The 14,431-nt window shown below is 39.7% G+C and carries 10 protein-coding genes and 1 pseudogene; 2 read left to right on the forward strand and 9 right to left on the reverse strand.

Annotation, left to right across the window (positions count from 1 at the left end):
- The first annotated feature begins 31 nt into the window (after positions 1-31).
- On the forward strand, positions 32-1,366 hold the full coding sequence (gene xseA / locus AC0VZ5_RS12400) for an exodeoxyribonuclease VII large subunit (RefSeq protein WP_198523606.1): 1,335 nt from the start codon (positions 32-34) through the stop codon (positions 1,364-1,366).
- Positions 1,367-1,381: 15 nt separating this feature from the next.
- Here xseA and AC0VZ5_RS12405 read toward each other — a convergent pair whose 3' ends face one another.
- From AC0VZ5_RS12405 to AC0VZ5_RS12415, 3 genes are all read right to left on the reverse strand, one after another.
- Positions 1,382-2,026, reverse strand: coding sequence for a hypothetical protein (locus AC0VZ5_RS12405; protein WP_198523607.1), 645 nt, complete (start codon positions 2,024-2,026; stop codon positions 1,382-1,384).
- 18 nt (positions 2,027-2,044) lie between these two features.
- On the reverse strand, positions 2,045-2,863 hold the full coding sequence (gene cysE / locus AC0VZ5_RS12410; RefSeq protein WP_008110273.1) for a serine O-acetyltransferase: 819 nt from the start codon (positions 2,861-2,863) through the stop codon (positions 2,045-2,047).
- A gap of 521 nt (positions 2,864-3,384) precedes the next feature.
- Positions 3,385-6,267 (reverse strand): M16 family metallopeptidase, encoded by a 2,883-nt coding sequence (locus AC0VZ5_RS12415; protein ID WP_198523608.1) that lies wholly within the window; start codon positions 6,265-6,267, stop codon positions 3,385-3,387.
- 249 nt (positions 6,268-6,516) lie between these two features.
- Between AC0VZ5_RS12415 and AC0VZ5_RS12420 the strand changes: the two genes are divergently transcribed.
- Positions 6,517-7,473, forward strand: coding sequence for a methylenetetrahydrofolate reductase (locus tag AC0VZ5_RS12420; RefSeq protein WP_198523609.1), 957 nt, complete (start codon positions 6,517-6,519; stop codon positions 7,471-7,473).
- A gap of 142 nt (positions 7,474-7,615) precedes the next feature.
- Here the strand turns inward: AC0VZ5_RS12420 and AC0VZ5_RS12425 are convergent.
- The 6 genes and pseudogenes from AC0VZ5_RS12425 to AC0VZ5_RS12450 all read right to left on the reverse strand — a co-directional run.
- Positions 7,616-8,002: pseudogene (locus tag AC0VZ5_RS12425) on the reverse strand (GNAT family N-acetyltransferase); the annotation flags it as partial.
- A gap of 48 nt (positions 8,003-8,050) precedes the next feature.
- On the reverse strand, positions 8,051-9,250 hold the full coding sequence (locus AC0VZ5_RS12430) for an alpha/beta hydrolase-fold protein (protein ID WP_198523610.1): 1,200 nt from the start codon (positions 9,248-9,250) through the stop codon (positions 8,051-8,053).
- 347 nt (positions 9,251-9,597) lie between these two features.
- Positions 9,598-11,331, reverse strand: a complete 1,734-nt coding sequence (locus tag AC0VZ5_RS12435) for a response regulator (RefSeq protein ID WP_198523611.1) — start codon at positions 11,329-11,331, stop codon at positions 9,598-9,600.
- 2 nt (positions 11,332-11,333) lie between these two features.
- The gene (locus AC0VZ5_RS12440; protein ID WP_138606890.1) at positions 11,334-11,873 is read right to left on the reverse strand and encodes a heme NO-binding domain-containing protein; all 540 of its coding nucleotides are present in this window, start codon (positions 11,871-11,873) and stop codon (positions 11,334-11,336) included.
- Positions 11,874-12,002: 129 nt separating this feature from the next.
- Complete coding sequence (locus AC0VZ5_RS12445; RefSeq protein ID WP_198523612.1) at positions 12,003-12,986, reverse strand: sensor domain-containing diguanylate cyclase; 984 nt, start codon at positions 12,984-12,986, stop codon at positions 12,003-12,005.
- 139 nt (positions 12,987-13,125) lie between these two features.
- Positions 13,126-14,373: a DEAD/DEAH box helicase gene (locus AC0VZ5_RS12450; RefSeq protein ID WP_138606894.1), complete on the reverse strand. Its 1,248-nt coding sequence runs from the start codon at positions 14,371-14,373 to the stop codon at positions 13,126-13,128.
- Positions 14,374-14,431: the final 58 nt, after the last annotated feature.

Below are 14,431 nucleotides of genomic sequence, written 5' to 3' on the forward strand. Positions count from 1 at the left end.
CTAGGTTTATAAATGTTTTTTGGTAGTTTTTATGTTTTCTAAGCCCTCGCAAACGGTTTATACCGTATCTCGCCTTAATCGTGAAATACGTGCCTTACTTGAACAAGGTTTTGCGTCTTTAGTACTCACCGGTGAAATTTCAAACTTTATCACCCCAGCATCTGGGCACTGGTATTTTTCGTTAAAAGACGACAAAGCGCAAATTAAAGCCGCCATGTGGCGAGGTAATAATCGAAACCAAAGCTACCGCCCTGTAAATGGCGCACAAGTAACCGTTAAAGCTCGTGTATCTTTGTACGAACCCCGTGGTGACTACCAGCTTATTGTAGAAAGCATGGAACCTGCAGGAGAAGGGCAACTAAAGCAAGAGTTTGACGCGCTAAAAATGCGTTTGGCTGCAGAGGGTTTATTTAGCTCCGCTTATAAAAAATCCCTACCCCAAAACATAAATCGCATAGGGGTGATCACCTCACCTACAGGCGCCGCAATTAAAGATATTTTAACCGTGCTAAAACGTCGCGCGCCGCATTTAGAAGTGGTCATTTATCCTGCTATGGTGCAAGGTAAAGAAGCGCATGGTCACTTAATCAAGCAAATAGAACTAGCAAACTGTCGTAACGAAGTCGATGTGATTATTCTTGGGCGTGGCGGTGGTTCATTAGAAGATTTATGGTGTTTTAATCATGAGCAACTTGCTCGTGCTATTTATCAAAGCGAACTACCCATTGTAAGCGCTGTCGGCCATGAAGTAGATACTACAATTAGCGATTATGTTGCTGATGTGCGTGCCGCAACCCCCTCTGCCGCAGCTGAGCTAGTAAGCCCCAATACGCAAGAATTGCACAATAAGGTTAACCAATTAATTAGCCGTTTAGCGAATGCATTTAAACACGACATTGCCGATAAACGTACACTGGCAACTCAGCTACAGCATCGTTTAAATTTATGCCACCCGCGCAATCAGCTAAACCAAAAGTCACAACGCTTAGATGAGCTGAGTATTGCACTGCAACAAGCTATGCGTCAGCGTTTATATCAGCAAGAACGCGTGTTAGCTAATTTAACACCCAGATTAATGCGTCAATCGCCAGACAAAAAGCTCGCACAAGCAAGCCATCAGTTAGCCCAGCTCCATGCAAAGTTAAATCAAGCGATGCAGCATCAGTTGCAACACGCAAATAATACGCTTGCCTTACAAGCAAGTCGGCTTGATTCGGTCAGCCCTCTTAATGTATTAGCGCGCGGTTACAGCATAACGAAAACGGCGCATAATAAAGTGGTTAAATCAGTGGAAGATGTAAAAGTAGGTGATATGTTGTTCACTGAGTTAGTAGATGGCCAATTTATTTCAAAAGTAGAAGCTTAGCCACCTTGCTAAGCGCTAGCCTTGCGTACTTACGGTAAACTCAATACGGGCATCGTTAGATTGAGATGCACTGAGTTTAAATTGCTGCCACCAAGGTTCAAGATGAAGCTTATCGTTAATCTCGCGCCATAATTTAGCCCCATAACTAACGGCATTTTGGTTTATGGTAAGCTCAAACTTGCAAATTGTTTGCTTACACTTAAGCGCTGTAAGCTCCGCGCTATCTGCAAACTCATTAATAATTAAAAAGTCATTTAACGCGACTTCAAGCTCGTAACTCCATTCGAGATTATCAGCTTCTTGCTCAAACTGTATTGCGAGCTCATCATCAAGCTCTACACTTTCTAATTGATTTAACTTTAGCTGTTGTTGAGACTGCTTAAGCTGGATTGATTTTTTTTCAAGCCGCTGATTAAGCTCAACCACATGTTGTGCCAGCTGAGTTTGTTGATCAGTCACTTGGGCTTTATTAACCTGCACTAGGCCTTGCAAAGTAGTTGCTTGATTATTGACTTGAGTGTTAGGCGAAGAGATTACAGTTTGTTTGGGCGCTAAGAAAACACGTGTGGAATCTTTAAAAAATAAAAAGTAACCACTTGCCAACGCCACACCTGAAGAAAAACAGAGTAGCATGGCCACAAGGTTACTTTTATATATCATTTCTAAGTACTCAAAAAGTTAAAGCATTGCACTGGTGTGCGATTCGTTTTCTGGCTCGGGATACTCTAAAAAGTTTTGATTCATACTTTCTGCCGGACACTCACAATCGGGACGACCAATAATTTTTGCAGGTACGCCAACAGCAGTTGTGTGAGGCGGGACAGGGCTTAGTACCACAGAGCCTGCGCCAATACGTGCGCCCTCACCCACTTCAATATTACCCAATACTTTAGCACCCGCACCAATAAGTACGCCCGCTCTAATTTTAGGATGGCGATCGCCTTGCTCGTTACCCGTACCACCTAATGTAACCGATTGTAATATCGATACATTATCTTCAATCACGGCAGTTTCGCCTATCACTATACCGGTGGCATGGTCAAACATGATGCCTTGCCCGACTTTACAGGCAGGGTGAATATCAACCCCAAACACCTCTGAAGTACGGCTTTGAATAAAGCGAGCCAGCTCTTTACGGTTTTGTTGCCATAAGCAGTTTGCTAAACGGTGTGCTTGTATTGCGTGAAACCCTTTTAAATTTAAAATCACAGTAAGGTAGGTTTCGGCCGCAGGGTCACGATCTTTTACTGCTTTAATATCATGAGCAACATACGTCAGCATCCGGTCACACTTTACAAAAGCTTGGTCAAACAGCTCACGGATTGTAAAGGCAGAAACCACAGCGTCAGCTAGTTTATTAGCAACAATAAAACTCAATGCAGACCCTAAGCATTCGTGATTTAAAATACACGAATACACATGGCTCGCTAAAAGAGGTTCACGGGTTACTACTTCATTTGCTTCACTGCGAAGCTGTTGCCAAATTTCATGACGCATAATAATGCCTTAAGATTAGTACAAAGAGCCTACCGCTAATTCTAACGGATTTAGCCGCCTAGGTGTTAATCCCTTTGTTATTTGTTCTAGTTATTAGATATAACCAGGGTCTGTTGACCTTTCAAGGTTAAATTTGCAGCAGCCTGTTTGGTATTTAAGCAAGGCAGAGCCTATGCAGTGTGGTTATTCCTCATAAGTAGATGAAGGCGCTACCCGTAGGGTTCTGCCTAGGGGCGATTTACTCTTTGTTGTCTACATGGATGTAGGTAAGGGGCGTGAGCAGGACGCGGAAGCTTTGCTCGGTTTTTACTTATTCTTACATGGATGTAAGCCAGTAGAATAACGCAGGAGCAGTTATCGAGCCCACTAGGTTACAAACCTCGCGCCGCGATTAAACCGCCCCTAGTTTGAACAAATTTTAATCCCCAAAGGTCAACAGACCCTAGTATTTACAACCTAAAATATAAAAATGCCCCAATGCTTAAGGCACCGGGGCATTTTTTAATTCTTAAAAACTTAAATTATTGAAATACTTTATCCACCTTCACTACTTCAATATTTTTCGCTGGTATTGCCAGTTTGTAATCAGCAATCACTTTATCTTCAGCTACTAACTCGGCAGGCTTATCGGTGTTGTACACCATAGGCGAGGTTTGCATAGTTGCTAAACGTTTTTGCATATCTTCACCATCACCGGTAACAAACACATAGTGCATATTCTCGGTTTGTAGGTTGTCTTTAATCACTCGATTTACATCGTCAACAGTCAATGTTTTCAGTTTGCTTGTAACGTAGTTTACAAAACTATCGGTGTTATAAAACTCGCTATCTAGCGCATAACCTAACTGACGATTTTGACTAGCAACCATTTGCGGCACAAAGTTAATTAAAAAGTTACGTGTGGCTTCAAAATCAGCCTCAGTCATGCCATTTTTAATTAATTTATCTAGCTCAAATAATGCGGTACGGGTAGCAAAATGCGCATCGTTGTTTGAGCGCAGTGGACGCAGCCACACCTGGAATATTTGCTCCGAGCGGCCTAAGTTTGCATCAGGTTTAGTTTGAAACATACCTCTAGGGAAGTATTCAATATAGGCGTAATCGCCATAGTTCATGCCACGCGTTTGACGAATACGTTCGTACAAGTAACTGTTAGAACTACGATGCTCACCAAAGTACGAACGCACTAGCCACAATGCAGTCCAGTCTTCGCTGCTACGAATTGTATCAATAGGAAAGCCAAACGATACAGCTGTTGATTGCGCTGACTTTTCAACAATTGTTGCATGATGACCTTTAAGCTCTGGCGCATCAGGGATTGTTAAGCGGCTTTGTTCGCCTTTTGGAAGTGTCGCCAAGTCAGCTAACATTTGTGCTTTAAGTTTTTCAGGTACGGCACCAATTAAACCCACAGTAAGTTTAGCTTGTGTAAGTTCAGCATTATAAAACGCTTTAACATCATCAAGAGTCAGCGCTTCTAAATCAGATAAGTCACCGTAGTTATAGCTTTCATAAGGGTGGCCTTTATAAAGCACGCTGTAGAGCACTTCTTTACCCAACTCTTCGTCGTTAGAAGCTTTTAAGCCTGATTTAATGCCATCGATCATTTCTTTTTTCAGGCGCTTAAAGTCATCTTCTCTAAAGCCTGGGCTTAACAGCTGCTCACTCACTAAAGCATACCACTGAGCAGCATTATCTTTATGAATACGCCCTTGGAACGACAGCATTTCTTTATCTATTTGATAACCAAAGCTACCCGCCAGTGGGTACATTGCCTTTTTAATATCTTTGTAACTCATTGCGGTTGAGCCACCTTGCGCCAGCATTGCGGCAGTCAGTGCTGCAACCCCTTTTTTACCCTGCGGATCGGCAGCGGCACCGGTATTAAATAATAAGTTAATATCGATTAACGGCGAGCTATTGGTTTTATCAAGCACCTTAAAGATAGGCTTACTCGGTGCTTGCTGATACTTAGCTACCAAGGCATTTAAGTCGCTTTCTTGCTCAAAACCAGGGGCTTTATCAAGTGCCGACATAGTAATTGTGGTGCGGGCATTATCAACAAAATACTTATTTGCAACGGCTCTAATATCTTCGCTAGTGATATTGTCTGCCGATTTATACAGCTGATTAATCACCTCAGGATCGCGCTCAAAATGCATATAGCTGGCAAGTGTCGAGGCAATTGCTTGCGATGAATCTAAACCATTTATAAAACTGTATTTAAGGTTAGACTTTAAATCGCTGAGTTTTTGGCTATCAACCAACTCGGTACGCGCTTTAGCATACGTACGATTAATGGCATCACGTACTGTGGCTAAATCATCGGCATTTTCAACTTTTACAAATACATGCAGTAACCCTGGATCTTTAGTTTCAGGGTTATAGGTAAACATTTGACTCGCTATTTGCTTTTCTACTACCAGCTCTTGGTAAATATCTGAATTGCTCGAAAAATAAAGCTGCGACAGTAAATCTAATGCGGCTCTGTCTTTTTTCTGAGGCTCCCATGCAGCCCCTTTATACGACACAAGTAACCAATGGCCAGGTAATCCTTCGTTTTGCTCATGCACATATTTTGGCGCTTGCTGAGTTGGCTCTTTTGGAATATCAGCAACATAGTCGCCTTTTTGCCAGTTACCCCAGTGCTTTTTAACCATCGCCATGGTCTCTTTTGGCTCAACATCACCAACAATCACAAGCGATACATATTCAGGCTTATAAAACTTAGCAAAAAATTCTTTACCGTAGGCCATTTGATCTGGCATGGCTTCAATATCTTCAAAAAAGCCCATAGTAGTGTGTTTATAGGTATGTTTATCGAACGCTTCTTGGCGTACCGCACTTAATAATTTACGAATTGGACTGGCATTATTTTTTAAGTACTCGCCTTTAACCGTTAGCGCTTCCGTTCTAAATTGTTCTTCGGTGTAGCTTAAGTTTTGAAAAATATCAGCTTCAATCTCAAGTACTTTATCAAGATGCTGTTTTGAAAAATTTAAGTGGTAGTTAGTGTAATCGTTAGTTGTATAGGCGCGGTTATCAACCCCTGAATTTTTTAGAATATCTGAATACACATCTTGCGGAAACTTTTCAGAGCCTTTAAACATCATGTGTTCAAAAAAGTGAGCAAAACCAGTTTTACCCGCTTCCACTTCATTACGCGAGCCAACAGATACAGGTATTTGTAGCGATACTACATCTGGGTAATCGGTTTTAACTACCATAACGCGCAAGCCGTTATCTAGCTCTTCTATTAGGTAATCTTGTGAAAAAACACGCTCATCTGCTTTATTAACTTGTTCTTGTTGGGCTACTGTTTGCGTGTTTTGACTTTGCTGCATAGCGCAACCCGTTAAAGCCAGCGATACCGCTAGGCTAGTTGCCAATAATTTAAATTTCATTGTTATCCCTTTTTAAATTGAGCAATTTTTAAAACATTTACCAAACTAAGTATGCCGTAAAGCAATTAAATATAAGAGCCCTAAGCCTATTAATTATGTAAACAACTGTGTCAGTTATTGCTGGTAACTTGGTTTAATCATGAAAATAATTCACGTTTGTTGAGAAACTTTCAATAAATAAATCTATCTAGACGTCTAAATGGCTGCTATATTAAATCCATCATCACAAATTAAGCTGGAATGAGGATTATGGCTTTATCACTTCAAGAAAAAATACAGGACACCAACCAAGGTGTTTACCTAATTGGCACAACACCGCCAAAAATTGGGACTGATAAAGCGCAATTAAAAGTCATTGCCGAAAAGTTATTAGGCCGTTTACACGAAATTGAATATGACGGTGTGATTATTTATGACATTCAAGATGAAAGCAGCCGTACAGAGCAAGCGCGTCCATTTGCATTTAAGCAAACAGTTGATCCGCGCGAGTACAGTCAACTCTTACGAGGCTTATCTGATCTTGATGTAATTACTTATAAAAGTGTAGCTCAGCGCGGTGTGAGTGAGTTTAAAGCGTGGTTAGATGAAACTAAAAATGACTACGATTTAAAAAACGTGGTGTTAGTGGGCAGCCCATCATCAGCAGGTGATATAAAGCTGAGCTTACCGAATGCCTATAAAACACTGGCAGAGCAGTCTGAAGATTTCTTTTTAGGTGGTGTAACCATTGCTGAGCGCCATGCCAATAAGCGCAACGAACACCAACGCTTAATAGAAAAAACAGCACAAGGGTGCCAGTTTTTTATCTCTCAAGCCGTTTACAATGCACAAGCAACCATAGATTTAATAACCAGTTATGCGCGCACATGCAAAGCACAAGGCCTGACACCTAATCGGATTATATTAACCTTTACGCCTTGTGGTGGTGATAAAACCTTAGAGTTTATGCAGTGGCTAGGTATCTCAGTGCCAGAGGCAACTAAATGGCGCATGCTTGATTCGGAAAATACGCTAAGCGAATCAGTGCGTATTTGTCGCGAAAACCTCGACTCGATTTTAAAAAGCTGTGCTCACTTAGGTGTGCCACTGGGTTTAAATATTGAAAGCTTAACCAATCGTAAAGAAGAAATAGATGCGTCTATTAATTTATATCGTTTATTAAAAGCAACAATGGAGCTTAACCTTGCGGAGAAACTGATAGCTTAATTGCGGGGTTCGGGGTTCGGGGTTCGAGGTTCGGGGTTCGGGGTTCGGGGTTCGGGGTTCGGGGTTCGGGGTTCGGGCAACAATAATAAGCGACATAGAATAAGCCAGTTCAAGTAGTTAGCTTCGTTTATTTTAATAAGTACTAACTTGATCTGTTAGGTTTGAACAAAGCTAGTTTTTCGATGCCATGAGATGGAGTCCACCGTTTGAACTCCACAAAGCCATGCTTTTTGTACAACTTTATTGCAGGCTCGTTAGCTACAGCCGTTTCTACAATGGCTTTTGTATATTCGAATGAGCCAAGAACGTAACTAAGTAATTTGCTTGCAATGCCTTTCCTAAAATAACTTGGGTCAACAGTTAAACTGTCGATCTCTAAATACTTATCTTTTAAAGTAATCTCTATAACTGCGGCAATACATCCATTTTCAATAAAACCGTAAAATAGGGTTTTGGAACTTTCTATATCTTTGGCACTGCGCGATAGCGGTGGAAAATTAAGAGTACCAATAAGTTTAGCTTCAACTTTACTTCCGAGTTACACCAATTGGTAGATCAAGTTCGCTCGTTGTTAAACTTACATCAAATTTACATTCGACTTTTTCTCGGTCAATTGTTGACGTTCCTCATCACTTAAATCATCTCTGCGCAACAAAATGTTTAAATGTTTTAACGCTTCTTGTTTTTTACCAAGTTTTACAAAGGCGTCAACGATATGAAGCCTAGAGCTATATTCAGATGGCTCCTGACTGATGTTGTAGCTAAAATACTTAATTGCTTCAGCAGGATTTTCTAAGTAGGAGAGTTGTCCTATGCCTTCATCATACATTTGCCAGGATTTTGGTTCAATTTGATACCCATATAGGGTTGATAGCTTTTTGAAGTGCGCTAGGACACTTTCGTAGCCTTCAACTGATGTTTCATATGGAATAGACCACTGAGGGTACAAACCTCTGAGTGCCCCAATTGTCCCGTAAATCGGTGTATTCTGATGAGGCTCTTCTCGAAAGTATTCAAATTTGTAACGCAGGTTCGGTGTATTTAAATTCGCAAGTTCTCTCTCTATCTTTTGAATCCCTGAGAGCATCTGAACACCTTCTGGGGAATCTGATTCTGGGTTACCTTCATTCCCTATATTCATGTATAGAAAATTTTTGTGCATGGGATTCGTTTTTACGAACTTAATGAGATCGCTAACGGTTTTTCCGCTCTCCCAGAACACAGAGGGACTATTGGCAAAGTGCGCTTGGAACAAGTTTGGCCTTTTATGAAAACTATGTGACACAAGCAGCCCGCCGTATGAATGCCCAGAGAGTATTCTAAATTTTTCTGTCCGATAATGTTTCTCGATGTATGGGATAACGTCTTGTTCAATAAACGTTAAATACTTATCTGCCCCGCCGCTATGCTCTTCGTAATTTGGATCAGATGTTGGTGTAAAATCTCTGCCTCTGTTAGAAGTAGAGATCCCAACGATGATCATTTGAGGGGCGCTATTGTATCCATTCAGCGGGGCAAGAACGCCTGATACAAGAGGCAACCCTACAGGCGCATCTAAAGTGTAAAGAACAGGATAACGATAGTTTTGATTGAATTCACTTTCATACTTGAAAGGCAATTGAACATAGATATCAACGGTTTCATTTAACACAGAAGATGAAATTGGTATTTTTTGAAAAGGTAAATGCCGCTCAACAGCATTTTCTTTAAATGAATCCGCATACGCACTAAAGAAAGCCGTGACAATAAAAAAAATCGTGCAGAAATACTTGGTCATTCAATGTCCTTATTTAAATGCTTGTTTAGTAAAAGAAACTCCAGAATAAGGGATTGCTTAGATGGAGTCTAGTCACATGGAAACAATCAAGGTGTTGAAAAAAATAGCAGCTCCGAATTCTGACACGGACGCTTGTTGCGCTCTTGATACAAATTCCTAAATCATACGAACGAGTGCTTTAGCAGTGGTAGATACCTTCGAATAAGACAATTATTGATCTGTGTTTCGTTTATTTTTGTTTCGATCAGATTGCCCAAATAGGTATTACTTGCTAAGGTCACTACGGCAAAGTCGCTCGGTAATTAGACCGACAGAATCCCTTGGTAATCACACTACTACACAAAAGATTAAATACACACCCATTTTGCTATTACTTCAAACATACTTTCAACTTTAATAGGCTTTGAAATATAGCCATTCATACCGCAATCTTTCGCCTTTAACAAATCGGTTTCTCTTGTATTAGCAGTCATTGCAATAATGGGTAAATTTTTAAACTTTGCTTGTTTTTTTATTTCTTTGGCTGCTGTGTAACCATCCATTCGGGGCATCTGGCAATCCATTAACACCCCATCATAGGTTTTATTTTTTAGCGCTTCTAATGCCTCAATACCATCATTGGCAACATCAACGATTAAGCCTTTTTTGCGAAGTATTTGTGTTGCTACTTGCTGATTGAGCGGGTTGTCTTCAACCAATAAAATATTAATACCTTGAAGCTTTTGTAATGCATTTTGTGTATCTGAGCTCTCTTGTGATTCTGGTTTATTAAGTGTTTTTATATGCATAATTTGTAAAAGTACATTGTATAATGTGCTTTTAATAATTGGTTTAATAAGTACTTTATAAGTGTTATCAGCAAACCCTAGTAGGCTTTCGTTGAGTGCTTTATTTTCACAAGGTGCTACTACGATTAGCTTTTTCGCATTTAATTTGAGTTCATTACGAAGAGACTGCGCAGCCCCGTCATTATTTAAATTTAAAGTACGCCAATCTATAAAAATAAAATCGTAATCATGTAAGGCGCTTAACCGGTCTAGCACTTGGTTGATATTATTTGCAATATCAACCTTAACTTCAAATCCAATAAGCAGTGTTTGTAATGATGCTAACGTACTGTCTGAACTTTCGATAACAAGGGCCTGCTTAGCTCTAACATGTGATATTTCAAACTCACTTTTCTTAGTCGAATAGCTAAGTGGAATAGTAAAACTAAAACAACTTCCTTTATTCAGCTTACTGTTTACTAAAACATTTCCCTGCATTAGTTCTACCAATGTTTTACTTATTACCAAGCCAAGCCCAGTTCCACCAAACTTTCGTGTAGTAGACACGTCAGCCTGAGTAAAAGGTTTAAATAGTGAATCTACTTGTGCTTGGCTCATTCCAATACCATTGTCTAAAACAGAAAAAGTGACACTGCAAAAATTGTCTACCTTTTGCGCTAACTTTACAGCTAATACAACTTTACCGCGGGTTGAGAACTTCAGTGCATTATTAAGCAAATTTAACAGCACTTGATTAAGCCTTAATGCATCACCAATAAAAAAGTCAGGCAGTAAGGGGTCAATATCAAACAGCACTTCAATTTTTCTTTGTGATGCTAGCGTGCTAATAATATTGACAAGATTTTCTAGAAAGATATTAAAATTGAATTCTTTTTGTTCTAGCTCTATTTTACCCGCTTCGACCTTTGAAAAGTCTAAAATATCATTAATGATCCCTAATAAAGACTCTGCCGAATAGTGAATTTTTTCAACATAGTCGCGTTGCTTATCAGAAAGCCCGGTATCTAAAGCAAGATAAGCCATGCCAATTATTGCATTCATCGGGGTACGAATCTCATGACTCATATTTGCCAAAAAGTCTGATTTAGCATTATTTGCAGCTTCTGCATCTTGTTTCGCAAGTTTGAGGGCATGGGTTCTATTAGCAACCTCTTGCTCTAAGTTTTCAGCCGCTCCTTTGAGCACTTCATTGGCTTCGTAAAGTTGTAATGATTTGGCTTCTAATAGCTTTTCAGCTTCTTTTCGCGCCAAACGCTCTCGCTCTAACCTGCGCTGTAAAAGAGCAATGTCCATATCTAACCTACCAATGTTAAGTTAAACGTAGCAACTTGATGATCGTCATTGATATCGCTGCTTATACTTATATTTTCCTTAAAATGTTCGGCTGCGCCTTCTATTAATCCCTCAGCGAGCATGGCAAATGGGTTACTTGAATGATAAATCATCTGCATTTGGGTATTGCTTAAGTGGTTGGTTTTAAAGGTGGGCAACTCAACGTCGGTATATAGTTTTTTAACTTCTACATGCACGTGCTGATCTATGGTATCTAAAAAATCAAATGTTGTAGTGAGCTCTTCAAAAAACTGTGGATAGTAGACTAAGAAGCGCTTTAGTAAGTATTTACCGTATTCTTTAACGAGTACATCAACCGGAATATCAACAATACTGCTCAGTGAGGTCACTAACTTTAAAAGCTCTTGCTTATTATAGTTACCAACACTGGTATAAGCCCCATTGGAATCCAGTTCGTTTTGCTCAATGATTTGATCAGCAACTGCTGGTGAAAATGTGATCTCGACCATTTCTAGAAATTCAGTAAAAATAATACCTTTCATACAACTACCCACTCATTAGCTATAAACAAAGTATAGTTTCAAACTAAAAAAATTCACGTACATAGCATGCGTATATGTTAATTAGTTTGCTGTGTATATTGGCATAACAAGTTAATAGCAATTAACGATTTAATAACCGATTTTTTTATTTAACTTATATTTTTGCTTATTTTTATACATTGATTGGTCTGCATCATTTAAAAGTGTTTCAAATGGCTGCTTTTTTTGCTCAGAAAAACTATAACCAACACTTAGTGATAACTCGCAAATTCCTTCTAATGCTAGTGCATTAGCAAACTCAATCGAAATTGTATTTATAATGTGGTCTAGTTTACTCTTATCATTTATTTGCATGACAGCAACAAACTCATCGCCTCCTAAGCGCCCCATGATGTCGGCATCTCTTAGGTGTTTTTTTAACGTTGTGGCTAATGTAATAAGGGCTTTATCGCCCGCTCCGTGGCCAGAGTTATCGTTTAATTTTTTAAAATCGTTAATATCGATAAATAAGCAACACACATCAAAACCTAAACGATGAGAAAGGTTTAGTTTTTGCTGAGCAAGTAAACTTAATGCTCGACGATTATAAATATTAGTGAGCGGGTCTAGCATTGCAATTTCGCGCATTTTTTCAAAATTATATACAAGCGCTAAATCGTCTTCTATTAAGTCTCGTAACTGATTAATGAGCTCAAAATATTCATTCGTATAGTTTGTTTCTTTGTTGTCTTTTAAGCAAAGCGTCCCAAATACATCTCCTTGCGGCCAGTGAATGGGTAAACCTAAGTAGGAGTTAACGCCATTTTCAACTACCTCAGGCATGGCGTTCCACATTTCAGTACTAGCAGCATCATTAACATATAAGAGATTGTCACTTTCGACCACATGCCTACAAAACATATCACTTTCAGGAGGAATAGTAGGGTTGGTCTCAAAGGTTGACCCACCCTCGTTTTTTCTGATAACTACTCGGTAACCTATGCTTGTTGCCTGTACTATATATCCGGAGGGAGCTGAAAATAACTCAGCAATTAAATCAATTATTTTTTGCCACTTATCTAGTGATATCTGACCATCAAGGCCAGTAAATGCCCACTTATCAGTCTCAAACATTTTATACCCCCGCTATTATTTACCTAAGTATAGGCAAAAAAAAATGCTTAAAAAGTAGTATTAATCACTGTATTAATTACATTGACTCAAAATTAAAGATATTTAGTAACTTAATTGTGCTTTAAGAACACTCTAATTTTTACTTTCGGCGTCTATTTGGCGCTCTTTGCCCTGTAATACGTTTTTTATCGCGATCTTTACGCGCTTTGTTAGTGTTTTTGCGGTTGTCTTTTGGCGGCTTATTTAAATCAGGTTCATAGCCTTCAAGCCATTGTGGTGTTAAGCGGGTATCAAGCAGTACTTCAATTTCTTCAAGTAGCCATTGCTCATCAAGACTCACTAACGACATTGCAAGGCCTTGCTCGCCAGCTCGTCCTGTACGGCCAATACGATGCACATAATCTTCAGCTATATATGGTAATTCAAAGTTAATTACGTATTTAAGTGCCGGTATGTCTAAACCGCGCGCCGCTACATCGGTGGCTACTAAAACACGCGTACTACCCTCTTTAAAGTTTTGTAATGCGCGGTCGCGAGCACCTTGTGATTTATCACCATGAATAGATTCGGTTTTTAAACCATCTTTACACATTTCTTTGGCAAGCTTATCGGCCATTTGTTTTGTGCGGGTGAATATAAGTACTTGGCGCCAGTTTTTCATGCCAATCATGTGCGATACCAGTTCGCGCTTTCTGTCTTCATCTACTGCGTAAATAACTTGTTCAACCTCTACAGCAGCAGAGTTGCGCTTATCAACTTCAATAAGCTCAGGATCTTTAAGCAATTTTTTACTCAGCTCAAATACACTGTCATCAAAGGTGGCGGAAAACAGTAAGGTTTGACGATCGCCTGGGATATGACGCAGTATTCGTTTAATTTCGTCAATAAAACCCATATCAAGCATACGGTCTGCTTCATCAAATACTAAAGAGTCCACGCTTGAAAGCACCACACTGCCCTTCACTATATGATCAAGTAAGCGCCCTGGCGTTGCCACTATTACTTGCGCTGTTTTAAGTGCTTTGATTTGTGGACCAATGCTTGCACCACCATAGGCAAGTGCACCTTTTATATCTGTACCTTGTGCGTATTTTTCAAAGCTTGCAAATACTTGCTGAGCAAGCTCCCTAGTGGGCGTTAAAATAACCACACGAGCAATGCCTGGTTCGTCTTTTTTAGCGGTATTTAAAAGCTTGTGTAATAGCGGTAAAACAAAAGCGGCTGTTTTACCGGTGCCAGTTTGAGCGCTGCCCATAACGTCTTTGCCCGCTAAAATTGGAGGTATCGTTTTGTGCTGAATGGCGGTAGGCGTAGTGTAATTATTTTGCTCTATTGCCGTTAATAGTAACGGGTCTAGGGCTAGTGATGAGAACGATGTGGCAGACATAAGCTTGGCTTTAAAAAAACAAAGAACGCTATTATACCTGAGCTTTAGTAATAAAAAA

The sequence above is a fragment of the Pseudoalteromonas sp. QJM3NY_12 genome, assembly GCF_056173165.1.